A 22,060-nucleotide genomic window follows, 5' to 3' on the forward strand; every position below is an offset into this window, starting at 1 on the left:
CGTCATCCTATGGGCCTGGCACCGGCACTCGGTCTACCGGGATCGATACCTAGCCATGGCCAACGACCCCCTCTGGCGCCACCTGACGTTCGTACGAATCCAGTCCCGCAAAGACATCCGCCGCCTGCTAAACAGCATCAACTCTGCTCCATAGACTCGGACCCGCCACCACATAACATTTTTTCACTGAGACGCACTGTTCTCGGCAAATCAGGGCGTTGGTGTGGCGATGTGTCGGGTTCAGGGCTGCCATATGTCAAGGGGCGGTCAGGCAGTAACTCGGGAATGGGATGAAAGCATTGGTCGGCGGCGGCATCCGAGTGGGTGAATCAAACCGCAGAGCGGCGTGGAGGGAAATTCCCGCCGCCCGGTCCCCGACCTTCTCCCGGGTCACGGGCGGCAGCGTGTACACGTAGGCCTGACGGCCGGCGTCGTACTTCATCCAAGCTTCGCCCTCGTAGCCAGGGCTGCCGCCGACGCCGTACATCAGGCGCACGGCAACCGAGCCCGGAGCACGGCCGGCGCGGTCAACCCGCACTACCACCAGAGGCTGCTCTGGCGGGCTGGGAGGTATACAGGCGAGGGGATCGATAGTGGCCGGTACGGCTCGAACCGAACGAATGACCGCTGGGCGCTGGGGCGGCGCCGTCGACCGCGTGACCAACGTCGGCAAAGCCGGCGATACCGCCGCCGTTCGTGTGACCGCGGGCGTTGCCGTGGCTGCGGGTCGCCCTGACGCCGTCGACAGCACAGCGGATGACCGAGCCTCCGGCGAGGCCTGCGGCGGATAAGGGATGTCGCCGGTCCGACTCACGCACGCTGCGGCAACGATCACCAGACCAAGCAGGCACCCGGTCGCGTAGCCCGCCCGATGCAAGCGTGAAGGATCAACCAGCGACATGGCATGAGGGTAGAGCCCACACCACCGCCCACGGTACATACCGTCTGGTCCTCACAGTCTCGGTGATCCGAACCTGTCGCTCAGGATCACCAACTCGACAAATTCGGCCAACTGCGATTGGGCCGCCGCCCTGACGCGTCGGGGCGGCGGCCAGCCCGAATCTCGAACCTCCACTACTCGCGGCGAATGAGTGAGCCAGATATTGCGACTGGCGCTGCACAATTTGCGCCGGATGCCCTGCGCCCGGTGGCCGCGGGCGACCTCGCGACGCGCTAGGCCGGCTGGCAGAAGACGTTCGGCGGAACGTACTGGCCCGTCGCGACGTACGGGATGTAGATCTCTCGGCCAGGCGGCAGGACCGGTACCGACGGCCGGAGCCACGTGGTGGTGCCGCTGACGGTGGCGGTGGCGTTCCACACCTGGACGATGACGCCGGGCGGCGGGATCTGAATCGCCACATGCGCGGTGACCGGCACGTCGGAGACGTTCTTGATGCGGATCGTCGCCGCATGACCGCTGCTCCACACGACCACGCTGAGGAGCTCGACCTCGCAGTGCGGCGCGGGCGAAGTGGTGGTGGTCTGAGCGGCGGCTGGCGCGGCGAACGCGAGCGCGGCGAGCAGCCCAGCCACGAATGCGAGGAGTCTTGTCCGGTAACCCATCTTGTCCCCCATACATAGATACGTATGAGCAAACAATCCACTACGGAACAGACCTTCGTCAATGTCCGAGCGGCTTCGTGTTCGCTTCGCGGGAGCTAGGCAGAACTGGACCGGACCTGACGCGAGGCTCGTCCGGCCCAGACCATCCAGCGGGAAAGCGGCGCGTCCAGTGCGCCAGGCGGTTGCTTTTCGAGCGAGATGTCGACAAATCGACCGAATGGCAATCGCAAATCTCGACACACTGTCATCGGCAGATCCGTGCGTTGTTGGGGCGACGTGGCCGTGTTTGCGGTGGCCGGCCACGTCGCTGGCTGCTCAAGATACCCTTGTCCGAAGGATCTGCGCGGACGTCGACCGCGTGCCGGGTACGTGACGCGGTCGGAAAGGTGGAGGGCCTTTGGCTGGCCACAAAGGAGCAGGCGCACGCCGCCCGACTCGAGGCGCTGCTCACCGCGGAAGGGCTACACGACTCGCTGCTCGCGCCGGGCTACCGCATCATCGCGAACACGTTCACCGATCACGGCGGTGTCTTCGTCCGGTTCGTCGAGTCCGTGCAGGAGCTGGACGTCGGTGACCGGGCTTATCCGATACGCGAGGACTTCGAAACCTTCAGCCGTGATGCCGTGACCGGCAGCATCGCGCTGCTGAGAAACCACCATCGCGGCATTGACCATGGACGACGTCGGCCGGCTGCACGCGGTGCTGTCGGCGGCGCTCGGCGAAGACGCACCACAGACACGGGCGGTGGTCGGCCTCGCTGGCCTGCGACCACGACCGACGCACCGCGTCCAGATACCCAACCATGTACCTAACCCACGGCGATACCTGTCTCGGGTGCCAGCCGACCGGCTGGTCATCCGCGGCGACCCAAGAACCGCGTTCGCCTCGGCAACCACGAGCCCATCTGACCGGAACAGGAACTCCTGCCCCGGGCTGCGTCCCGCTCACCTCTGCGAACACTGCCAGCGTCGGCAGCCCCGCCGATACCGGATAGTGCCGTAGCTCCAGCGCCGTACGCCAGCTCCGTAGCACCCTCTCCGCCGACACCTGAAAGTCGGCGGATCTTGGCCGACCTGCCCTAACTGAGGCCTGCTGGCGAACGACGGCGGCTGCCCACCAGCACGACGACGTTGACCGCGATGATCAACACGAGGAGGGCTACCGCTAGCCAGAAACCCAGCCCGATGTGGACCACCTCACCGATTCGCCCATCCAGGTCCTTGCCCTCAACCTGAGGCAAGTAGGTGCCAAGGAGCAGAACGTATTCGGCCAATTCGGTGAGCCGCTCAACGGTCAGGTACTCGGTAACGGCCAGCACAACGATGGCGCCGCCGGCCGCGACAAGAGCCGCGACAGCGCGCACGCGGACGGTCCGGGCTAATGCGGTCGCCGCACCCACGACCATCGCCGCCGCTGCGAGGATCGCAAGGATCTGCACAACCGTCGTCATATGGAACCCCGCTGTCGCGCGTGACTGCTGAGCGGGGGTGAGGGCAAGCCCCCCGGTCGTGTCGAGCCGTTCACGGGATGCGATGAGATCCGCCCCGGTCAGGGACATCTCAATCGTGCCCGCCGCCGTGCTGCTATCTGCGGGTACGTCACACGACGCGGCCGCGAAGGGCAGGAAAAGAAACAGCAGAAGGGCGAGGATGAAGCCGGCCGGCGTGACTCGCCGAGTCACGATCTTCCCGGATACCCCAGGCGCCTGACGACCTTCTGCGCTTTGCACCGGGAGCAACCTCACTCTCGCCTGGGTAGGATCCGTCCCGAGCATCATCGAAGAGCGCCGCCGAACTCCGAACCATCGAGCCCACTTCACCATATCGGTACAGCGATCGGGCTACAGCCCCGACTGGACGGGAGATCCTCCACGGTGGCGGACGTAGCCGACCATGCCGTCGACCGCTTTCATGCCACCAATCCTTCCAGAGCAGGGAAGCCCCAACAAGATCCGGAGCAGCGCCCGCCCTCGCCGTCGGTGACGAGCGGATAGCGGCATGAGCGTGCACCGAAGTTGCGCTTAAGGGCCGCGCCGATCGCGGCAGACGGCGCAGGATTGGCCGTACCCGATGGTCGGTGCGTTCGGGCTGGTCCTCGCGGCGGTGTGGGCCTTGACTCATGTCCGGCTCGTCCGCGCCCTGGCCAGCGGCTGAGGGCGTCATGGTGCGTCGCTGGCGGTCCGGCGGGTCGGGTGCTGGTGGTGGGCTCGGGTGCTTTGCCGGGTGGCGACGCGCAGTGTGTTCGTCATTGCGACCCGTGGTTCGGCTCAGGCGGGAGCTGGGCGGATCACGAGGTGGTACTGCTCGATCGCGGCTAAGGGCTCAAGCTCGTCGAGGGTGACGGGGTCTCCTTGGCGGGCATGCTGCAACTCCAGCAGCCGGCTCGAGGCTTCGTCCCTACCCTTGTGGTGGACGTCCATTGTGTACTGGCCCGCTCCGGTCGGCATTGTCGCGAGGACCGCTTTTCCGGTGACGTCGCCCATCTGTAGCTCGCCGGTTGGACATTCCAGGTGCAGCCCGGTGACACTTGTCCAGGCTGCCGCGTCTTCAGGTGGTGACTCGCTGACCACCGGTGCGGCTGGGCCAGGCGCCCCACAGGGCCCGGCACTTACGTCGCCGGCGCCAACTGTGGAGGTGTGCGAGCCTTCGTACGTCGATTTGAACGGATACTCATCACATTGCAGTCCGCCTTCGGCGTACCCAGCACCCCAAACTGCGGTGCAGATGTTCACCGATGCGCGATGGTTCTGGTCGATGCGGCCGGTGTCCATCAGCCGGTGCAATGGACGCGCCGGTGTGCTGCCAGGGACACTCTTACTTATAAGTGGAGTCCAGGCGTTGGCGTCCGGGATCTGCGCCGCGACTGTCATAAACGATTTACCGGTAAGGCGCCGACTCTCTCAGTTGCCGAGGCAGCTGAAGGTTCGACAGCCGGTTGGTCCGCACCGAGGTACGTGGCGCCGTCGGGGCGTCGGACGAGGCGACTGCCACAGGTGAACCCGCGCGCACACCCGACCAGCGGCAGAGCCGGATGTCTGCGCGTGCCCTCTGGCCGGAGCGAGCTCGTCCTATCCCTGTGCTCTAATCCCGTCATGCATGTCGTCGTCTGCGGCGCACTCGTGGAGAGCGGCGCGGTCCTGCTGGTACACCGCAGCCCGAACCGCCGGGCATACCCGGATCTCTGGGATCTGCCCGGGGGGCACGTCGAAGCGGGTGAGTCGGAACTACAGACCCTCGCGCGTGAGATGCACGAGGAGCTAGGGGTTCACATTGTGGCGGAGTCCTCGTCACGGTTGGGCGACCTGCATGCCGGCAGTGGCGAGGACGCCGTCCACGTGGGCGTCTGGCAAATCAGAGACTGGGTCGGCTCTCCCACCAACCGTGCACCTGAGGAGCATGACGACATCGCATGGGTCGGGATCAGCGAGCTGGGCGGCCTCCCCCTCGTGTTTGGCGCCCTGCCGGCATTGCTTCGTTCCCTGCCTGAGCCTGACCGGCCGGTGACCAGGGCCGGTCCCATCGGGGTCATCGCGCCATCGCGTCGCTGAAGACTGACCACCACGACCGCTACGGCGCCTTGGAGGAGCGGCCCGGCGAGAAGGCCGACAACGGCTGCCTGCATTCTCAACCAAGCGCGGCTAAAGACGACCACGCCGGCGAGAACGACGTCTCGGAGGCCGAGCTGGCCTGAGAGCGCGAGCGCTCGCGGTGCAGCGCCGCACGTACACGCAGAACCACCTCGACTATGTCATCGAGGTCTGCGAGTACGTGGCGGACCTGCTCGGCTACCGGATCGTGGCCGAGCCGCCGGCGGTGCGGCATTCATGGCCCGCTTCGAACCGGCGGACTGAGCCGGCTGGGTGAAGGAGGGCGTCCTCGTACCCGGTCTGCCGGGTACGAGGACGCTCTGCTCAGGTGAGCACTGTCATGGGCTGGCGCAGGTTGGCGCCGGCGCTGGGTTGGTGCCCTGCCAGGTGCCGGTCATCCCGAACACTGTGGACCGGCCGGGCGGGATCGCGCCGTTCCAGACCACGTTGTGGACGCTGACCGCGCCCGCCGCGCCGGTCGTCAACGTCCCGTTCCACACGCGGTCGACCCGCTGGCCGGCCGTGTACGTCCAGGACACGGTCCACGCGTTCATCATGGTGGTGCCCATGTTGCGCACCGTCACCTCGGCGTGGAAGCCGCCCGGCCACTGCGAGACCACCCGGTACGCGGCCATGCACGGCGCCGACTCGGCCGGCGGCGTCGTCACGTCGACGAACGGGGACAGCGGGCCGCTCTGCCCGGCCGTGTCGAGGGCGCGCACGGCGAACCCGTACGTCCGGCGCGGGGTCAGGCCAGTGACCGTCAACGTGGTCGCGCCGTTCGTGTTGCCCGCGCGGCTGACCACATCGCCGACGACCATCACCACCTCGTACCGGGCCACCCCGACGTCGTCGGTGCCCGCCGGCCAGGTGAGGGTGACGCTGGTCGGGGTCAGCGCCGATGCCACCGGCGTGCCCGGCGCGGTCGGCGGCGCGTCGTCGCTGAACGGCAGCTTCACCGGCCCGCCGGATCGTTCCCCCGAGTAATTGCCGGCTGGGTCCTTGGCCCGGATGAAGAAGTGGTACGGCTCGCCGCGCGTCAGCCCGGTGAACCGGTAGATCGAGGACACGCTGGTGACCGTGCCGACCTCCACCTTGCCGTTCCACAGGCTGATCTCGTACTCGTCGACCCCGACGTTGTCACTCGACATCGGCCAGTCGATGGTGAACCCGGTCGAGTTGACGTCGCGCACCTCCGCCGGACCCGGCGTGGTCGGCGGCTCGGTGTCGCGGGCCACGTCGGCCACGAACGTGGTGATGGAGTTCGCCGGGAACCGGCCCGCCAGCGTCGGGTCGACCGCGCCGCAGTCCACGCACGGCGGCCTGGGCATCGTCTGGAACGTCGTGCTTGTGATGGTGTCGAGGTCGGCGGCCGAGTACTGGTACGCGGTGACCGCGCTGTTGAGGTCGCCGGCGGCGAGCCGGATCGCGCTGTTCAGGTCCTCGCCGGTCTTGTTGACGACGACGACGGTGAGCGGCTGGCCGGGCGTCTGGGCGGCGTACACGGAGAGCTTGTCCTGATCGCCGCTGACCGCCTTCACGCTGGTGTTGCCGAACTGACCACCCTGGCCGTCGTAGTCGCGGAACATGCGGAACGCGTACGCGCCGGGGTCGTCGGCGTCCGGGCCGGCCCACAGGGTGGCCAGGTCCAGCCCCTCGCGGCCGAAGATGCCGAGCACGTCGGCCTGGGCGAGCGCGCCGTTGATGTGGTCCAGCGCGCCCCAGTTGTACTCGGTGATGGCCGTCTTCGTGCCGGGGTAGTTCTCCGCCACCATCTCCTTCATCCGCGGGACGAGTCGGGTGGTGTCGTTGATCCAGCTCTCGTCGACGTACGCCGGGTCCCACAGGTTGCGGGTGGAGCGCAGCCGCAGCGCGTTGGTCGCGGGGTCGCTCCCGTTGCCGAACGCGACCCCGGAGCCCTGCGGGTACCAGTGGTTGTCGAAGTAGTCGAGTAGCCGCACGCCGTGCTCCTGCTCGTACGCCCGCAGCTGGGCAAGGTACCACTCGCCGAACGGCTCGCCGCCGTGCGCCGCCCGGTCCGGCGGGTTGCTCCAACAGGTGCCGCCGAGCCGGTTGCAGGTCTCCTGGTCATGGCCGGACATGAACAGCGAGTTCCAGCCCCAGCCGACCGGGCCGAGGGTCTGTGCGGCGGGGTCGGCGGCCTTGACGGCGCCGGCGATCTCGACCGTGCGGTCGCGAATCTCGTCGTACGATGTGCCGGCCGGGTGCACGTCGCGGTGCGTCGAGTGCCAGATGTCCGGCTCGTTGTCAAGGTTGTAGAAGCGCACGCCGCCCCCGTCGGCCGTGCCGTACTTGCCGGTCAGGTGCTCCAGCCAGTCGGTCACGTAGTCGGCGCCGGCCTCGACGCTGGTGTCGCGCGGGTCGTTCCCCGTCACGAACGTGCCGTCCGGCTTCACACCGTCGCCGCAGTCCGGCCGCCATTCGGCGTCGTTGCGCCGCTGCGGCCCGTACTTGGCAATGCTGAACCCGCAGCTGTAGTCGCGGGCCTTCGGCTTCCAGCCGATCAGCGGCACGGTCAAGATCGTGTCGGTGCCGGTGCGCCGGTCCTGCTCCACGAAGACGTCGGTCTCCGAGCCGTTCGGCAGGTCGGCCGGGTCCGCCGAGCCGGGCACGTTCTCGAAGAACCAGTCCGCGCCGCGGTTCGTGGTATCGGTGGCGAAGTCGTACCGGGTCGTCGCGTTGCCGCCCCAACGCCGGACGGGCAGCCGCAGCTCCTCGGCGAGCGCCTCGCCGGCACCGTTGATGCCGTAGATCTCCGGGCTGATCGGGTGGCGGGGCGCGGCGAGGTCGATGGTCAGGCTGGGGCCGGCGGCGGCCGCCGCGGGGGTCGCCGGCAGGGCAACGGCGCCGGCCGCCAGCAGGGGTACGGCCGCGAGGGCGACCAGGGTACGGACCGGTGGGGTTCGACGGGGCATGCCAGATCCTCACGATGAAATGAACGCATGGTGCGCTAGGGGCGCTCCACGAGGTGACCGGGCCCGGCGTCCGAACAGTACCCAGTTCATATATGACGGTCAATGACCGCGACGCGTTCGGCCTGCTGCATACGCCGGTGTGCGCACGCAGGAGGCGGACGGTCGCGCGGTCCAGGGCGATGGTGCGGCGGCTGGCCCTGGCGCCGAGCGAGAGCGAGCTGCGCCTCCCGGTGGTCGGCGGGGCGGGCGCTGGGCTTTTGAGCTACCTACCCGCCGGCCTTGATCACCTCGTAGAGAGCGGTCCAGTTTCTGGTGCCGTGGCCGGCGGCGATTGCCCGGTCGTAGTGTGACTTGACCGCTGTGGGCAGCTCGATGTCGACGCCGGCCTGCGTACTGGTCCGCAGGATGTGGTCGGCGGTCGCGCCCATCATCAGTGCCGTGCTGAGGTCGCCTGGGTGTTCGCCGGCCTCCAGCTCGCGGGCCAGCTCCAGCCCGTCGCCGATCATCGTCGGGATGCCGGTGAGGGTGTCCAGTGCGCCGGGGAGGAACTCGGCCGCCGGCACGCCGGCCGCCGTAACGAGCGCCGTGGCGTGCAGGAGGCTGGACAGGGCGGTGAGGAAGACGTCGAGATGAGCCTGGTAGAAGAGCTGGGCCAGCCCGGGATCGGCACCGAGGTACTTGGGCTCGCCGATCACCTTCAGCGCCGGCTCGTGCAGGGCGAAGACGTCCTGGGGTCCGCTGTAGAAGACGTACGCACCCGGCCCGCCGACCGCGGGAGCGGGCACCATCACCCCACCCGTGACGAACGCCGCGCCGTGTTTGGCGGCCCACTGCGCTGCCTCGCGGGATGCGTCGGGCGTGTCGGAGCTGAGGTTCACCAGTGTCTTGCCGGCGAGGAGACCCGCGACCGGGCCGAGGATGTCGTACATCGCCGGGTAGTCGGTGAGGCTGAGGACGATCAGCTCGCCGCCGGCGACGGCGGCCGCGGGCGAGGCCGCCCGTGTGGCTCCTTGGGCGACGAGGCCGTCAGCGCGACCCGGCGTGCGGTTCCACACCGTGACCGGGTGCCCGGCCCGCATCATGGCGGCGGCCATCGCTCGCCCCATCGGGCCGAGGCCGATGACCGTGACCGGTTCGCGGTCGTTGGTGGCGCTCATCGGGTGCTCCTCAGTTCCTCGAACATGCGGGCGGTGCCCTCCTCGCCGAACCCCGCGGCGATCTGCCGGCGGACGATGTCGTGTACGGGCTTCAGCACCTCGGCGTCGACGCCCGCGTCGTTGCTGGCCCGCATCAGCGCGGCGAGCGCTGTCTCGGTGAACCGCAGGCTCTGCTGGCCCTCGCCGGTGTAGTCCTTGGCGTCGATGATGGCGGCCAAACCGGCGAGCCCACCGGTCATGGCGGCCAGGAAGGCCGCCTGCCGCTCGGCGAACTCGGTCGCCGGCACGCCCGCGGTGCCGACCATCGCCGCGCCGTGCATGAAGCCGGCGAACATCGTGTACATGCCGGTGAGCATCGCCATGTCGTAGAGCGAGGCCATGCCGGCATCCGGCCCCAGGTACGTGCTCTCACCCCAGCGGTCGAGCAGCGCCCGGTGCTGCTCGAAGGCGATCGCCGAGCCGCTGTAGAAGATCACCGAACCGGCGCCGCCGATCATCTCCGGCACGGCCAGGATCGCGCCATCGAGGAAGGTGATGCCCCGCTCGGCGGCCCACGCGGCGAGCTCCCGCGACTCGTTGGGCGTAGTGGTGGTCAGGTTGATCACGGTACGTCCGGACAGGTTGCCGGCGACCGGATCGAGCACGCCGTGTACCGACCGGTGGTCCAACAGGCAGGCGACGATCACGCCGTCGCCGGCGACCGCCTCCTCGACGCCGCCAGCGACAGTGGCGCCGCGCTCGCCGAGGGCCGCTGCGCGGCGCCGGGTGCGGTTCCACACGACGGTGGGCCGTCCGGCGTCGAGAGCTGCCGCAGCGAGCGCACTGCCCATCGCTCCCAGTCCCAGGAACGTGGTGCTGGTGGTCATTGGATACTCCTTCGCCTCGCCCGTGAAGTGGTGGCGCGCCGATCGCCATCCTCTGGCGCGTACATTCGTGTTGACAAGTACCTACTAATTTGTTCAATACTTACCTTCTGGTAAGGATGGGCTTGACCTGGGAGGTCCGATGACGTCAAGCATCAGGCGCGGGCCGTACATCTGCGGGATCGACGCCGCGATGGACGTGGTTTCCGGAAAGTGGAAGTCGCTGATCCTATGGGAGCTAAACAACTACGGCACCCGCCGCTTCGGCGAGCTCAGGCGCGGGCTGCCGGGCGTCAGCGAGAAGATGCTCATCCAACACCTTCGCGAGATGGAGGAGGACGGGCTGATCCACCGCGAGGTCTACCGCGAGGTCCCGCCCCGGGTCGAGTATTCGCTGACCAAAGACGGTAAGTCGCTCAACGAGGCCCTGCGCCCGCTGGGCGAGTGGGGGACGAAGCGTTCCATGCGCCTTGCCGCGGGCGGCGAGCTCATCGACCAGGCGTCGTAGAAATCGCCTCGAGCCCAGTGAGCACCTGGGGCACGTCTACGCGCCCTCGCTGACCACCGCCGCCGCACCCTCCACGCCCCGCAATCACCGGGCGAGGCAATCCCAACACCCTGGAAGGTGTGCGCAACGATGGCCTGATGATTGCCAACCGGTCGATCCCGTCCGCAACCGTCATCCCGGTACTCGTGTATCCCGACGTCCGAGCCGCCGTCGCCTGGCTCACCGAGGCATTCGGCTTCGTCGAGCGCGTCCGCATCGGCGAGGACCACCGGTCGCAACTGCGTATCGGCGACGACGGTGCGGTGATCGTCACCGATGCGCGCCGCGAGCAACAGCCCCCGCAGCCGGGCATCGTCACCCATGTCATCAAGGTCCGCGTGCCTGATGTGAACGCCTATCTCGAACGCGCGCAGGCGCACGGCGCCACGGTCTTGCAGGAACCGACCGAGTACGAGTACGGCGAACGCGAGTGCACGGTCGAGGATCTCGGCGGGCACCGCTGGCAGTTCACGCAGACCATGCGCGACGTGGCGCCGGAAGAATGGGGCGGCGTCACCGTCAACCCATGAACACACAACCACGTCGCCGGCTCTTGCCCAGACGCGGCCGAGGGTACGACGGATGGACCTAGGCGTGCAGCGTCGGCCGGTAGCCAGCACACAACGTCACCATATGGGTCACCGGGAACCCGAAATGCGCGTACCACTACCGAACGACCGACTGAAATCGGAGCACGAGATAGAGGTCTACCCACTCGACTACGACAGGGAGGGCGGGGTGCCGAGTCCGTTGCGCGATGAGCGACCGGGCACTGCACGAACTGGACCGTCGCTGAGCCGTGGGTCGACCGTGGGAAACGAGCGGTCGCCAAACAGGATCCGCGCCGCCATCGCACGACCGGCACGGCCGCGCAGCAGGGCCACCGCCGCTTCCGCCGCGGCGGGGGATCGGATGCCGGCGAAGGCGCGGCGCAACAGCAGCCGGCCGCGAAATCGGGCCCGCAGCGCGTCCCCCGAGTACCGGTCCAACACTCGCTGGTCGCCGGTGCGCAGGTAGGCGGCGGCCACCGCCGCGGCCAGCTCGGACATGCGCAGGCAGGGGTCCAACCCGCCGGCCGTCAGCGGCGACACCGCGCCCGCCGCGTCGCCGACGAGCAGCCCGGCGGGGCACGCCAGCCGCCGCAGCACACCGCCGATCGGGATCGGACCCGCCCGGCGCTCGATCGGGCCGCTCGGCGCCGCCCGGCCGGGAGCGTCCACTGTGAACGCGTCCAGCAGGTGGCGGATGCCGGTGCGCATCGCGTGCGGATATCCGGCGACGCCGACGTGCGCGTGCCGGCCGTCGTCGATGACCCAGCCCAGGTACCCGGGGGCGAACCGGGGGTCGAGTACACAGTGGAACGCCGGGAGGGTCGTGCCCGGCGCGATCGGGTGGACGATCTCGGCACCGACGAGGAAGCGCCGGTTGACGTCGAGGCCGAGCTCGCGGGCCACGCGGGAGCGGGCGCCGTCCGCGCCGACGACGAACCGCGCGGTCACCGGCTCCGCGTCCGCGAACCGCACCAGGCCCGCCGACCCGCCGGTGTACCGCACTCCGAGCAGGACCCGCGCCCCGGCCGACTGCGCCGCGCGGTGCGCGTGCTGGTAGACGGCCGCCATGTCGGCCACCCGGTACTCGTCCCGGTCGCTGGTGAGCCGGATCGGCGCCCGCCGGGACGGCGGATACAACAGCATGTCCCGGACACCGGGGCCGAGCAGGTGGTCCGGCAGGTCGAAGTCGTCGAAGGTGCGGCGCACGAAGATCCCCGTCGTACGGATGCCGGCCGACAGCGACCTACGGCGGTCGACCACCAGCACATCCAAGCCCTGCGCCGCCAGCAGGCGGCCGGTGTGCAACCCAGCCAGGCCGGCACCCACGACCAGTACGTCAACGGTCCGCACACCCGCGACGGTAGGAGGCGACGCCCGGCCGCGCCACGACCGGCACACAACCCGCCCGGTACCTTCACACCCCCGCCACACCTGAAACCGTGACACTCGGTCCCGCGCACGATTCCTCGGTGCACGAAGCCGATCTTGTCGACGAGTTCACGGTAAGCCAGACCTCTCGATCGGCCTAGCGGCCCTCGGGCTGGTTGACGAACCTGACGTAGCCCTCGCCTTCGCCGGTCCGGGTCACAAGCCCCACGTACCGGCCCTGGCGCGGAGGAAATACCTCGTAGACGTGCCGGTCTTCCTCACGTTGCCCGCCCAGGCACCAGCAGTTCAAGATCCGTGTCCGCCGGTCCACGTCGACCAGGGCAGCAGCCGCGCGGGTCGCGGCAGATCCGGATACTGTCCGCCCAAGCCGCGCAGCCCGGTTGTGACGGTTGCGGCTCAGGAAAGGCCATTGTTCCGACCCGTGGCAAGCCACCTTCGCCAAGTCCTCCGAGTCACACGCTGCCCGGGATCGTCAAGAAGGTCCACCAGGAACTGAACGCGCAACCGCGTAAGCGGGTCGACGGCATCGACCATAGGTGCAAGCGTCCCGCGCAGCAGAGCATCGGGGATATGCCTGACGAGGCCGGCGTAATGCCAGTCCTTGCATCGGTACGGGCGCCGGACCGCGGCCGCGACCAGGCCGGTCAGGTCCGTTAGCACTTCGTCGGGGACACCCTCGGCGGCGAACCGCTCCAGGACCGCGGCCTTGGTCGTCCAGGGCGAATGCCACCACGAGCCCGGCTCTCGCCACTCGACGGGGTACCGCGCCTCCCACCGCAGAAACAGCACCGCGAACGGCGCATACACCACGTGGGCGACCGAGCCGCTCGGATGCAGGCCGGTGAACGCGGCGACCGGCCCGCACAGGGTTTGGTCAAGATTCCAGCCCATCGCCGCACGCGCCTGGTCCATCTCCGCTGACAGGTGCGCCTGCTCCGGCGCCCAGGAGCCGGCCCGCGCCCGCGCCGCATTCAACCGGTGCAGCGCCGCACCGGCCGCCTCCAGCGACTCCCGGTGCCGCGTCAACACAGCCGCACGCCGATGCTCGTCCTCACACACGAGGTCGAATAACCACGAGCGATCACCCGACAGCTCTGGATGCACCACGACATCCTGCCACCAGCACCAGGAGCCAGGTCACGCCCATCGAGGCAACTTATCAACGCGGACTCCGTGCCAACGCGCACTCGCGCGGGACCCCGGCAGCCGCGCCCGCCGCGTGCTCAACGACCTCGGTGTCAACATCGCCGCGATCAAAGGCGAACTGCACCGCTACATCACGGTCAACCCGACCCCGGCCGGCCCGCTGGTGGAAACGCCGCCCACCAGCCCAGCCGGACTGTTCGTTCTGCGGCCGACCAAGCCCGGCCGGCGGCCAACTCGTCAAAGGTCCTGGTGTGGCCATCTGCGGCGCATGCGTCGCGCTGGCCCACGAGATCCTCGAACGCCAGCATTCCGCAGCTTGAGGGCCCCGGCCGACAAGTCCACCCTCGGGGACGGCCGCCGCGGCGGTGAACGAGGAAGAGCGGCTGGAAAGGCCGGGGCCCGGCGCCGCCGTGGTCGCGGTTGCAGGACGTTACGCATCGAAACGGTGGATACGATCGGTGCCATGGCGATCCCGTCCGCGTTCCTGCGCGTGTTGGTCGGCGTGGTGGTCGTAGCCGCCGGCGGCGCCTGCGACCCGGGCACCCCGGACGCGGGCGCGGCGACGAGTCCCGCCACCGCCGGCCCGCCGCCCTCTCCGGTCGTGGAGGGCCGGGAGCGTCCTGTGAAGATCACCGGACCGCAGGCCGGTCTGCTGACCCAGGATCAGATCGAAGCGGCCGTGCCGGGCAAGTCGGGCCCGGGCGTCTCGTTCACCGAACAGGTGCTGCCCGAACTGCAGGAGAAGACACTCCACATGGGAGATGTCCCGGGGAAGATCACCACAGCCACCTGTGCCGGTGGCAAGATCAAGCTGGCGCCCATGGCGAGCACCTGGTGCACCGTTGTCTTCCGCGGCCTGCGGGTGGATTGGAACGTGGTCATCGAGCACGACTACCAGCCGGGCGATCGTGTGATCCACTACACGTGACTCCCCGTAAGCGCATACTGACCGCAAAGCGGCTGTACAACGACGCCTGGCTGCACTACCGCGACATGTCGCGCGAGGTGCGGTGCGACAAGCTCCCGGAGATCTGGCTGGCCGACAAGGGGAAGACCGGATACTCGTGCCAGTACCTCCGCACGGTGTCGGACACCGAACAGCGCTGGGTGGACGCGGAGATCTTCGTACGGGATGACGGCGAGTTCCGCTTCGATTGAAGCTACCCGGGGAGTCGCCGGTGACTGATGCCGCTCGACCGCACCATCCGTCCAGCGCCGAACAGCTCGTTACCCGAATCTCGGTATGCCGTTGCGAGCAGGTCAGTGCCGTTGAACGCCCTTTCAGAGCCGGTTTGCACGGCCCTTGCGAGCCGCGCGTCTGGACAGCGTCCAGCCCGCGTCCGCCTCCGCGCTTCGGACCGCGCCTACCCCGCATTTCGTATGGGCCATACGTGGCAGAATAGGAACCGCGTTCTCCCAGTACAGGGCCCATGCGCCGACTTCGAACCTCCGCGCATTGTCTGCGGCATGAGAGTGTGTCGATCGAGGTTAGTTGCGATGGTTGAGTCGACACGTGACCCTGGCCCTTGATTCTCGTGCGGTGTCGAACGGCGCTTCGGAGAGTAGTGCCGTGGTACCACCTCCCTCCCGAGGATGACGACCGCGGTACGACGAAACAGGATGGAATCGGGCCTAGCGTTCAGGCTATGACGAAACCTGACAGTCCACTGCGGAGGTTCGGGGCGGCCACCATGGCGCTGGCGACGGCGTTCGCTGTCGCCGCCTGCGGGTCGGACGCCGACAAAAGTGCGGGGCCCGCCGCGGCCGGCTCGCACAGCGCGCACGCGGGCGGGTCGCTTTCTCCACCGCAGCCGCTGCGCGCCGGCGAGCGGTTCGTCGACCTGAAGATGGCCGAGGCCTACACGCCCGCGCCGCCGGAGGGCGGCGGCACGGACGAGTACCGGTGCCAGGTGATCGATCCGGGCCTGACCAAGGCGGCGTTCCTGACCGGGACCCAGGTCATGCCGGAGAACGTCGCCATCGCGCACCACGCCATCGTGTACGCGGTGCCGCCGGGCGGCGCTGCCGCGGTGCGCGAGCAGGACGCGAAGACTCCCGGCCTCGGCTGGCAGTGTTTCGGCGGGACCGGCGTGGACGGCGCCGAGGTAGAAGAGGGGGACGCGGCGTGGGTGGACACCTGGGCGCCGGGTGCCACGGAGACGCTGCTCACCCAGGACGCCGGCTTCAAGCTGGAGCCGGGCAGCCTGCTCGTCCTCCAGATGCACTACAACCTGCTCGCGACCGACGGCAAGCCGGCCGGGTCGGACCGTTCGGCGGTGCGGCTGCGGCTGACGGACGGCACGCCGCAGACCCGGGAACTCGTCACGTGGTCGCTCGACGCGCCGATCGACCTGCCCTGTGCCGCCGACGAGTCGGGTCCGCTCTGTGACCGGGCGGCCTCGATCGCGGACGTGACGAAGCGGTTCGGGCCGGAGGTCGGCGACATGGCGGACGAGCAGCTGGAGGAGTGCGGCCAGAGCGCGCCGAAGCCCGGTGACACCCAGACCTGCGACCACAAGGTGGAGGCGCCGGTGACGCTGTTCGCCGGTTTCGGCCACATGCACCTGCTCGGGCGGGCCATCAAGGTAGAACTCAACCCGGGCACGCCGAACGCCAAGGTCGTGCTGGACGTGCCGCAGTTCGACTTCGACAACCAGCGGCTGGTGAAGCTGCCGTCGCCGGTGGAGATCGGTCCGGGGGACACGCTGCGGGTGACGTGTACGCACGACGCGGGGCTGCGCAAACGGCTGCCGCAGCTGAGCAAGCTGCCGCCGCGCTACGTGGTGTGGGGCGACGGCACCAGCGACGAGATGTGCATTGGCATCATGACGGTCTCCCCCCGCACGTCCTGACGACGCGTCGAACGTGTGTGAGCTCACCGAGGTCAACAAGCCGAAAACAGCTCTGAGCTCACACACGTCCGCACTGAACTCACACCCGCGCGGCGTCGTGGCGGTCGGACGGGCGGTGACATGGGCGGCTGCACGCGGACCCGGCAGCGGAGCGGTCGATCACGCCGAGCGGATCGGCCCGGAGCGGTGCGGCTGGGAACTACGGTCGCGCCCCCGACGGACGCGCGAAATGAAGCGCTAAATCGGCCGGGTGAGTCGCAGGTCGTAGGCGAGGATGACGGCCTGGATCCGGTCTCGTGCGCCGATCTTGGCCAGGACCCGCCCGACGTGAGTCTTCACCGTCGACTCCGACAGCGTGAACCGTTGCGCGATCTCGCCGTTGGTGAGGCCGTGGCCGATGGCGACGAGGATCTCGCGCTCGCGGTCGGTCAGGGAGTCCAGCCGGGGATCCTCCCGCACGGGCTCGCAGAGGTCATCGTCGAGCCGGTCGGCGAACGCGTCGAGCAGCCGCCGAGTCAGCGCCGGCGCGATCACCGCGTCCCCGGCGGCGACGGCCCGGATGCCGGCGAGCAGCTCCTCCGGGCGGGTGTCCTTGAGCAGGAAACCGCTCGCCCCGGCCCGCAGCGCGGCGAGCGCGTACCGGTCCACGTCGAACGTCGTCAGCACCAGGATCCGCGAACGCCCACCGGCGGCGACAATGCGCCGGGTGGCCTCGATCCCGTCGACGCCCGGCATGCGGATGTCCATCAGCACCACGTCGGGATGCAGCTCGGTGATCCGCCGAACGGCCTCGGCGCCGTTCTCGGCCTCGCCGACGATCTCGGTGTCGGCGGTGCTCTCCAGCAGCATGCGAAACCCGAAGCGCCGCAGCGGCTGGGCGTCCACCACGAGCACAGTGATCATGAATGGCTGCCTTTCAGGGTCGCGTGGACGGTCCAGCCGCCGTCCGGTGCGGGCCGGCGCTGACCATACCGCCGTAGAGCGCCGCGGGTTCGGCCATGCCGACGAGGCCGAGACCCGCGTCGCCCGGCGATGCCTACGTCATACCGAGCGAACCTGAGACGACTGTTAAAACGGCACTCAGGCCGGTTGGCCGCCGGCGCGGGTACGTCGTCGGGCGGGCCGCTGTCGTGCACGACGATGTGGACCTGGCAGTAGTCGGCCGCCAGGCTCAGGTCGACGGTGGTCGGCGAGTTCCTCGGCGCCCGACGTGGTGCGCATGCCCGCGACTTCCAGGGTGTCCTCTGTGGTCATCGGCAGGCCGTGCAGCGGGCCCAGTGGCGTGCCCCGCATCAGCGCCTCGTCGGCCGCGGCCGCATCGCGTCGCGCCCGCTCCGCGTCGATGGTGACGACCGCGTTGATCGGGGGGTTCAGCCGCCTCAATCCGGTGCGGGTACAGGTCGAGCAGTTCCCGGCTGGAAATCCGGCGGTCGAGCAGGGCCTCGGTGAGCCGTCGGGCGGACCAGAGCCCGATGCCGTCCAAGTCACTGCCGGTCGACCTCAGTACGCCATGCCGGACCGCTTCGCCCTGAACGGAGTGCCCTGCGCGCCACGCGCGTGATCAAAGCCATCGACCCCAACCACGGCACAACCGGCGCAGCGACGTGGTCTCCGCTCATGCTCGACGATGCCGTGCTGCTGAGCTGATCGGCCCCAAGACCCGGCACGGCACCAGCCCACACGACACGACCCTTGCGGCCGGTCGACCAGTCCCGGTACCGCCCGATCGGCGGCAGAAGAGCGCACCGGATCTTGACCGGCCGGCGACCGGCAGAACACCGTGTCCGAGCTGTCGGGTATGCGGGCGCGTCTGCGCCGAGGGTCAGTCCTTGTAGCGGTTCGGGATTGCGAACACGTCACCACGTAGACAGTTGCCCCTCAGGTCTGGCGACAGGGGGAATGGTTCGTTTATTACGGCCTCGGCGCGCCAGCCTTCAACAGCAAGCCCGTCGACGGCGTGACCGGCAAGCCGATCGTCGGTCGCGTCGCCAAGTAGACCGGCATGCTCAAGGATGACGAACAGCGCGTCCGCGGCACAGGTCACCAACGCGCGGGCTTCATCCGCACTCACGTCCGGATTCAGCTCGCAGTAGAGGCGGCGAGCAGCTACGAGCAGACGACCAGCGTCGGTCACGGTGAAGTCGCGCCGCAGCCGCACGGACAGAATCATCCCGTCAACGAGCGGCTCGTCACCGATCACACCGTCCTCGTCAGACACGCCGACACGGTACGCGAATACGCCAGCTCGGCGAAACCTAGCCCGGGCCGCGCACCATCCCGCCCACCCTTCAAGCCCGAACCCGCGGCGACGACAAGACCACATGAACCGGGAAGCCGCCGACCCGTCCGTATCGTCGCCTCAATCAACTGCACCGTCATCGACACGCACGGCTGCGGGCCGGGCGCGTGGTCTGCGGCATGACAGTGCGTACGAACGGGCGAAATCGGCGAGCATGCGACAGCTATGAAGAAGCCGGAGTGGTCGTCACAAGCGTAGATCGGCCGAGTAAAGGAGTCTCCCCACGGGCTCCCCCGCAAGAAACTCCAGCGGTCACCGGCGGCGTCGTGGGTGAGTAGGTCGTCAGCGGGCGGGTGCCGCCGTCGACTCCCGCTGCACGAACTCCGCGCGGACGGGTCGCGGCTCGGGGACGTCGTCGTCGCCGAGGGCGTCGAGAATATGGTGCACCGCCTCCTCGCCGCCGAGGTCGAGGGGCGTGCGGATGGTCGTGATCGGCGGCGAGGTGAAGTACGCGTGACACCCGAGAGTCGGCGGCGTCCCAGTTCCAGGTTTCGCTGACCATGTTGACGGGTCGGTTCGAGGAACAGCTGTCAAGCGACGCGGATCATAGCGCCGCCAATACCGGGTAGACATCGCTGGAGCCGGGGTTCAGATGAGCTCGGTCGAGGTCGATCCCGTGAGCGTGCAACCGTTCGGCGACGGCTGCCATCCGCGACTCGGCGAAACCGCGCCAGTGGCGCCCGAGCCGCCTATGATGCCCTTGCTCGTCATGTGTTTGGTCGTGATGAGCTTGGACCAGGGCGCGTGCCACCAGGCCGCAGCGATGCAAGCCGAAGCTGCCACCCTCGCCCGGGTCCTCCGCCAGGGCCAGACCGGGCGCCAACTCTTTGGTGAAGGCCGGCCCGCCGGGCACGAGCGTCTCGCGCAACAGCTCGAACCGGGCGGAGAGAAGCGCGCCGGCCTGACGATAGTGGCGCCCCAAAAGGTAGAGCACGCCGGAGTCACGGCGACCGAAGCGTGCCGGGTCGTTGACCACCTTGAATTGGAACGGGATTAGTGCCTCGTTGAGCGTCGAGGTCACCACCCGCAGGGCAACTGGCGCGCCTTCGGGCGTGAGGTTCCAATAGATCCGAATCAGGGGATTGCCCGCGCCCATCTCGGGAAAAGCCGCATCCCCAAGGGCAAGATAGAAGCCGGGCGATCGGTGCGGCAGAGCGTTGGGCAGCCGGATGGAGACCTCGTCACCAGGTCCGGCGCCATGCCCGGCGACCAGCTCGTCGGCGGTGACCCACAGCTGCAAGCCGTGCCGGTCGACGACGGTGTGTTGTCCGTCGACGCCGACCACCCGCCACTGCCCCTCTGCGCTGCCGGTGCCGAGGTTGGCGGCGGACAGGCTGTCGCGATAGGACGGTGTGTCCCGCAGCTCCGTGTCCGCGGGGCGTGCCGGCGGGTCCGGGACCGCCATACCGGTGCAGTAGAAATCGACGTAGAGCCGTTGCCGCAGCGCATCCGTCAGGTACCGGAGCACCGTGGCCCGATCCATGGCCGCCGCTCTGGCGGGCAGTACGGCGTGCCGCCTCCCGAACCAGGTATACGAAGTGTTGTTTATCCACAACGCGTCGAGGGCCTCGGCAAGCCGTGCGCGATGGTCGTTCACCCGCCGCCGCCTGGCTCTAATCCCAGCAGGTACACCACGGCGTCCCTGGGCCGTTCCAACATGTTGCTCGCCACCTGTAGCTGAAGAACCTGAGTTATGTCCGGCTGCGCGGACGATTGGGCCGACTCCAGAGCCGTGTGTACCAGGCGCGCGGCGACGAATGGCACCGTCGCCGCCAGCATGCGGTCCGCCACGCCATCGGCCAGGCCTATCCCGGCCGCGTACGTGCGCCAGCACACCCGGATGGCCCGTTGGACGCCCTCAAGCGGGCGTGCGGCCAGACCTGGCAGACTCACCGGATCATCGGCCGCCGAAACCGGAATCGACCCGATCCACAGCGTCAGGTAGGCGGCCAGCGCGGAGCCGATGTCCCAGCGCGAATCGCCGGGCCCTGCCAGTTCCCAGTCCACCACCACGAGTCTGGGCCGTCCGCCCCGGTCCCCGGTCAGCAGGAGGTTGCTCCAGCGGATGTCACGGTGGATGGGTGCGGTGCGGGACCAGGCCGCGGCGACCTCGTCGAGGCGCTCTGCGAATCCCGGTGTGGCTTGGACGATCCGGACGAGCTCGAGCATCCCACGGCTGGCGGTCCGGTAGAACTCCAGGCTGGGGCGGTGCGGCGAGAGGAACATCGGGCCGTGCATCGGGGGGTCCAACCCATCCCATCGAGCCATCGGCATCCGGTGTAGCCAGGCCAGTAGCCGGCCGATCGAGGCGGCAACGAACGCCGACGGCTTTCGCCGGCGCGCATGGTAGACGTTCAGATCTACGGCGTCGGGCAGGAACTCCGCCAGCAGAACCCGTTCGGCCGCATCATATCCGTGGAAGCGGGGCAGATGCCCACGCAGGCGGGGCTCCCCGGCGAGCAACCGGTAGACCCTCGCCTCGTGCGCCACGGTTCCCGTCTCAAGATCGGAGTCCTGCTTGAGCAGGTGACCGCAGGCGTCTCGGCGGTACGCGCCGAAAGCACGGTTGCGGCCCGACAGCTCACGCACGACCAAATCAACGTCCACCATGGACTGTTCGTCGAGCAGCCCGCAGTCCAGCAGGTAGCCGGGAACGCCGGCCAGGGTCAACATCTGCGGTGGACCGGTCGGGTCGCCGCCTCACCGCTCGGGATGACCGTGGCCGCCGTTGAGATCGCAGTACACAAAGCCGCCGGACGTGATGCTCGGCACGTCCCACTCCCCGATGACGCTACGCATCAGCAAGGGGTTCAGCGTTGCCGAGGCGAGGTGTCCGGCGGCGATCGACCCGCCGAGGAAGCTCGCCGACGACTTGCTCGGCTCAGGCCCGACGGCCTTGAGCTCAAGGTCCCGAGGGACCCACACCAGGGTGCCGTCCCCATCGGGTAGCCGCTGGCTGTGCAGGATCCTCGTTTCCGGGATGATGACGTAGCTGTTGAGCGTGCGATTGAGGTACAGCCGCCATTCGGACTTCTTCGTCGAGGGGCCGAGGAAACCGCGCAACACGACCGCATCGAGTGGTGGCGCCGCAGGATCCGGTGCGAGCGCCTCCACGAGCGGGTCCGGCACCAGCCTGGTCTGCTTCTGTACGGGCATGCCAAGCACCCCTTC

Annotated in this window: 23 protein-coding genes and 1 pseudogene; 8 read left to right on the forward strand and 16 right to left on the reverse strand. The window is 68.7% G+C overall.

The annotated features are described in order from the left end of the window. Window positions 1-1,173: 1,173 nt before the first annotated feature. The 4 genes from ACTMTJ_RS43600 to ACTMTJ_RS43615 form a co-directional block, all read right to left on the reverse strand. Window positions 1,174-1,533, reverse strand: a complete 360-nt coding sequence (locus ACTMTJ_RS43600; protein ID WP_441224777.1) for a cellulose binding domain-containing protein — start codon at window positions 1,531-1,533, stop codon at window positions 1,174-1,176. A gap of 491 nt (window positions 1,534-2,024) precedes the next feature. Continuing rightward, window positions 2,025-2,237, reverse strand: a complete 213-nt coding sequence (locus ACTMTJ_RS43605) for a hypothetical protein (protein ID WP_441224779.1) — start codon at window positions 2,235-2,237, stop codon at window positions 2,025-2,027. A gap of 404 nt (window positions 2,238-2,641) precedes the next feature. Next, a complete protein-coding gene (locus ACTMTJ_RS43610; protein WP_441224780.1) occupies window positions 2,642-3,244 on the reverse strand; it encodes a hypothetical protein in 603 nt (200 codons plus the stop codon). Between the two features lie 585 nt (window positions 3,245-3,829). After that, the gene (locus ACTMTJ_RS43615; protein WP_441224782.1) at window positions 3,830-4,333 is read right to left on the reverse strand and encodes a hypothetical protein; all 504 of its coding nucleotides are present in this window, start codon (window positions 4,331-4,333) and stop codon (window positions 3,830-3,832) included. A 321-nt stretch (window positions 4,334-4,654) separates the two neighbouring features. Here ACTMTJ_RS43615 and ACTMTJ_RS43620 point away from each other — a divergent pair, with 321 nt between their 5' ends. Further along, window positions 4,655-5,110 (forward strand): NUDIX domain-containing protein, encoded by a 456-nt coding sequence (locus ACTMTJ_RS43620; RefSeq protein ID WP_441224784.1) that lies wholly within the window; start codon window positions 4,655-4,657, stop codon window positions 5,108-5,110. A gap of 160 nt (window positions 5,111-5,270) precedes the next feature. Continuing rightward, window positions 5,271-5,426, forward strand: coding sequence for a hypothetical protein (locus ACTMTJ_RS43625; RefSeq protein ID WP_441224785.1), 156 nt, complete (start codon window positions 5,271-5,273; stop codon window positions 5,424-5,426). Window positions 5,427-5,487: 61 nt separating this feature from the next. Here the strand turns inward: ACTMTJ_RS43625 and ACTMTJ_RS43630 are convergent, their stop codons facing one another. The 3 genes from ACTMTJ_RS43630 to ACTMTJ_RS43640 form a co-directional block, all read right to left on the reverse strand. Continuing rightward, the gene (locus ACTMTJ_RS43630; protein ID WP_441224787.1) at window positions 5,488-8,085 is read right to left on the reverse strand and encodes a glycoside hydrolase family 44 protein; all 2,598 of its coding nucleotides are present in this window, start codon (window positions 8,083-8,085) and stop codon (window positions 5,488-5,490) included. Window positions 8,086-8,351: 266 nt separating this feature from the next. Next, a complete protein-coding gene (locus tag ACTMTJ_RS43635) occupies window positions 8,352-9,242 on the reverse strand; it encodes an NAD(P)-dependent oxidoreductase (RefSeq protein WP_441224789.1) in 891 nt (296 codons plus the stop codon). Beyond that, the gene (locus ACTMTJ_RS43640) at window positions 9,239-10,108 is read right to left on the reverse strand and encodes an NAD(P)-dependent oxidoreductase (protein WP_441224791.1); all 870 of its coding nucleotides are present in this window, start codon (window positions 10,106-10,108) and stop codon (window positions 9,239-9,241) included. Before ACTMTJ_RS43640 ends, ACTMTJ_RS43635 begins: the two co-directional genes overlap by 4 nt. 139 nt (window positions 10,109-10,247) lie before the next feature. On the opposite strand from ACTMTJ_RS43640, the gene ACTMTJ_RS43645 reads away from it, so the two are divergent. Then, window positions 10,248-10,613, forward strand: coding sequence for a winged helix-turn-helix transcriptional regulator (locus ACTMTJ_RS43645; RefSeq protein WP_441224793.1), 366 nt, complete (start codon window positions 10,248-10,250; stop codon window positions 10,611-10,613). Between the two features lie 119 nt (window positions 10,614-10,732). Further along, window positions 10,733-11,182 (forward strand): VOC family protein, encoded by a 450-nt coding sequence (locus tag ACTMTJ_RS43650; protein WP_441224795.1) that lies wholly within the window; start codon window positions 10,733-10,735, stop codon window positions 11,180-11,182. A gap of 189 nt (window positions 11,183-11,371) precedes the next feature. On the opposite strand, the gene ACTMTJ_RS43655 is transcribed toward ACTMTJ_RS43650, so the two are convergent. From ACTMTJ_RS43655 to ACTMTJ_RS43665, 3 genes are all read right to left on the reverse strand, one after another. Further along, entirely contained in the window at window positions 11,372-12,553 is a 1,182-nt protein-coding gene (locus ACTMTJ_RS43655) for an NAD(P)/FAD-dependent oxidoreductase (protein WP_441224797.1), read from the reverse strand. Window positions 12,554-12,728: 175 nt separating this feature from the next. Further along, window positions 12,729-12,902 (reverse strand): hypothetical protein, encoded by a 174-nt coding sequence (locus tag ACTMTJ_RS43660; protein ID WP_441224798.1) that lies wholly within the window; start codon window positions 12,900-12,902, stop codon window positions 12,729-12,731. Window positions 12,903-12,988: 86 nt separating this feature from the next. Next, the gene (locus ACTMTJ_RS43665) at window positions 12,989-13,696 is read right to left on the reverse strand and encodes a hypothetical protein (protein WP_441224855.1); all 708 of its coding nucleotides are present in this window, start codon (window positions 13,694-13,696) and stop codon (window positions 12,989-12,991) included. 91 nt (window positions 13,697-13,787) lie between these two features. Between ACTMTJ_RS43665 and ACTMTJ_RS43670 the strand changes: the two are divergent. From ACTMTJ_RS43670 to ACTMTJ_RS43685, 4 genes and pseudogenes are all read left to right on the forward strand, one after another. After that, window positions 13,788-13,859: pseudogene (locus tag ACTMTJ_RS43670) on the forward strand (hypothetical protein); the annotation flags it as partial. Then, window positions 13,828-14,058: a ClpX C4-type zinc finger protein gene (locus ACTMTJ_RS43675; protein ID WP_441224846.1), complete on the forward strand. Its 231-nt coding sequence runs from the start codon at window positions 13,828-13,830 to the stop codon at window positions 14,056-14,058. The pseudogene ACTMTJ_RS43670 and the gene ACTMTJ_RS43675, both read left to right, overlap by 32 nt. A gap of 604 nt (window positions 14,059-14,662) precedes the next feature. Beyond that, entirely contained in the window at window positions 14,663-14,896 is a 234-nt protein-coding gene (locus ACTMTJ_RS43680; RefSeq protein ID WP_441224800.1) for a hypothetical protein, read from the forward strand. A 488-nt stretch (window positions 14,897-15,384) separates the two neighbouring features. After that, window positions 15,385-16,590, forward strand: coding sequence for a monooxygenase (locus ACTMTJ_RS43685; protein ID WP_441224802.1), 1,206 nt, complete (start codon window positions 15,385-15,387; stop codon window positions 16,588-16,590). 237 nt (window positions 16,591-16,827) lie between these two features. Here the strand turns inward: ACTMTJ_RS43685 and ACTMTJ_RS43690 are convergent, their stop codons facing one another. The 6 genes from ACTMTJ_RS43690 to ACTMTJ_RS43715 all read right to left on the reverse strand — a co-directional run bounded on the left by ACTMTJ_RS43690 (window position 16,828) and on the right by ACTMTJ_RS43715 (window position 22,018). Beyond that, window positions 16,828-17,493 (reverse strand): response regulator, encoded by a 666-nt coding sequence (locus ACTMTJ_RS43690; RefSeq protein ID WP_441224804.1) that lies wholly within the window; start codon window positions 17,491-17,493, stop codon window positions 16,828-16,830. A 177-nt stretch (window positions 17,494-17,670) separates the two neighbouring features. Next, the gene (locus tag ACTMTJ_RS43695; RefSeq protein WP_441224806.1) at window positions 17,671-17,973 is read right to left on the reverse strand and encodes an amidase family protein; all 303 of its coding nucleotides are present in this window, start codon (window positions 17,971-17,973) and stop codon (window positions 17,671-17,673) included. A 439-nt stretch (window positions 17,974-18,412) separates the two neighbouring features. Then, the gene (locus ACTMTJ_RS43700) at window positions 18,413-18,808 is read right to left on the reverse strand and encodes a hypothetical protein (RefSeq protein WP_441224808.1); all 396 of its coding nucleotides are present in this window, start codon (window positions 18,806-18,808) and stop codon (window positions 18,413-18,415) included. Window positions 18,809-19,433: 625 nt separating this feature from the next. Next, on the reverse strand, window positions 19,434-20,486 hold the full coding sequence (locus ACTMTJ_RS43705) for a T3SS effector HopA1 family protein (protein ID WP_441224809.1): 1,053 nt from the start codon (window positions 20,484-20,486) through the stop codon (window positions 19,434-19,436). Then, window positions 20,483-21,562: a phosphotransferase family protein gene (locus ACTMTJ_RS43710; RefSeq protein WP_441224811.1), complete on the reverse strand. Its 1,080-nt coding sequence runs from the start codon at window positions 21,560-21,562 to the stop codon at window positions 20,483-20,485. Before ACTMTJ_RS43710 ends, ACTMTJ_RS43705 begins: the two co-directional genes overlap by 4 nt. A 27-nt stretch (window positions 21,563-21,589) precedes the next feature. Further along, window positions 21,590-22,018 carry a hypothetical protein gene (locus tag ACTMTJ_RS43715; protein WP_441224813.1) on the reverse strand — a complete coding sequence of 143 codons (429 nt, stop codon included), beginning with the start codon at window positions 22,016-22,018 and terminating at the stop codon, window positions 21,590-21,592. Between the last annotated feature and the right edge of the window lie 42 nt (window positions 22,019-22,060).

Origin of the sequence: Phytohabitans sp. LJ34, assembly GCF_052068095.1 — a bacterium.
Classification (GTDB): Bacteria; Actinomycetota; Actinomycetes; order Mycobacteriales; family Micromonosporaceae; genus Phytohabitans.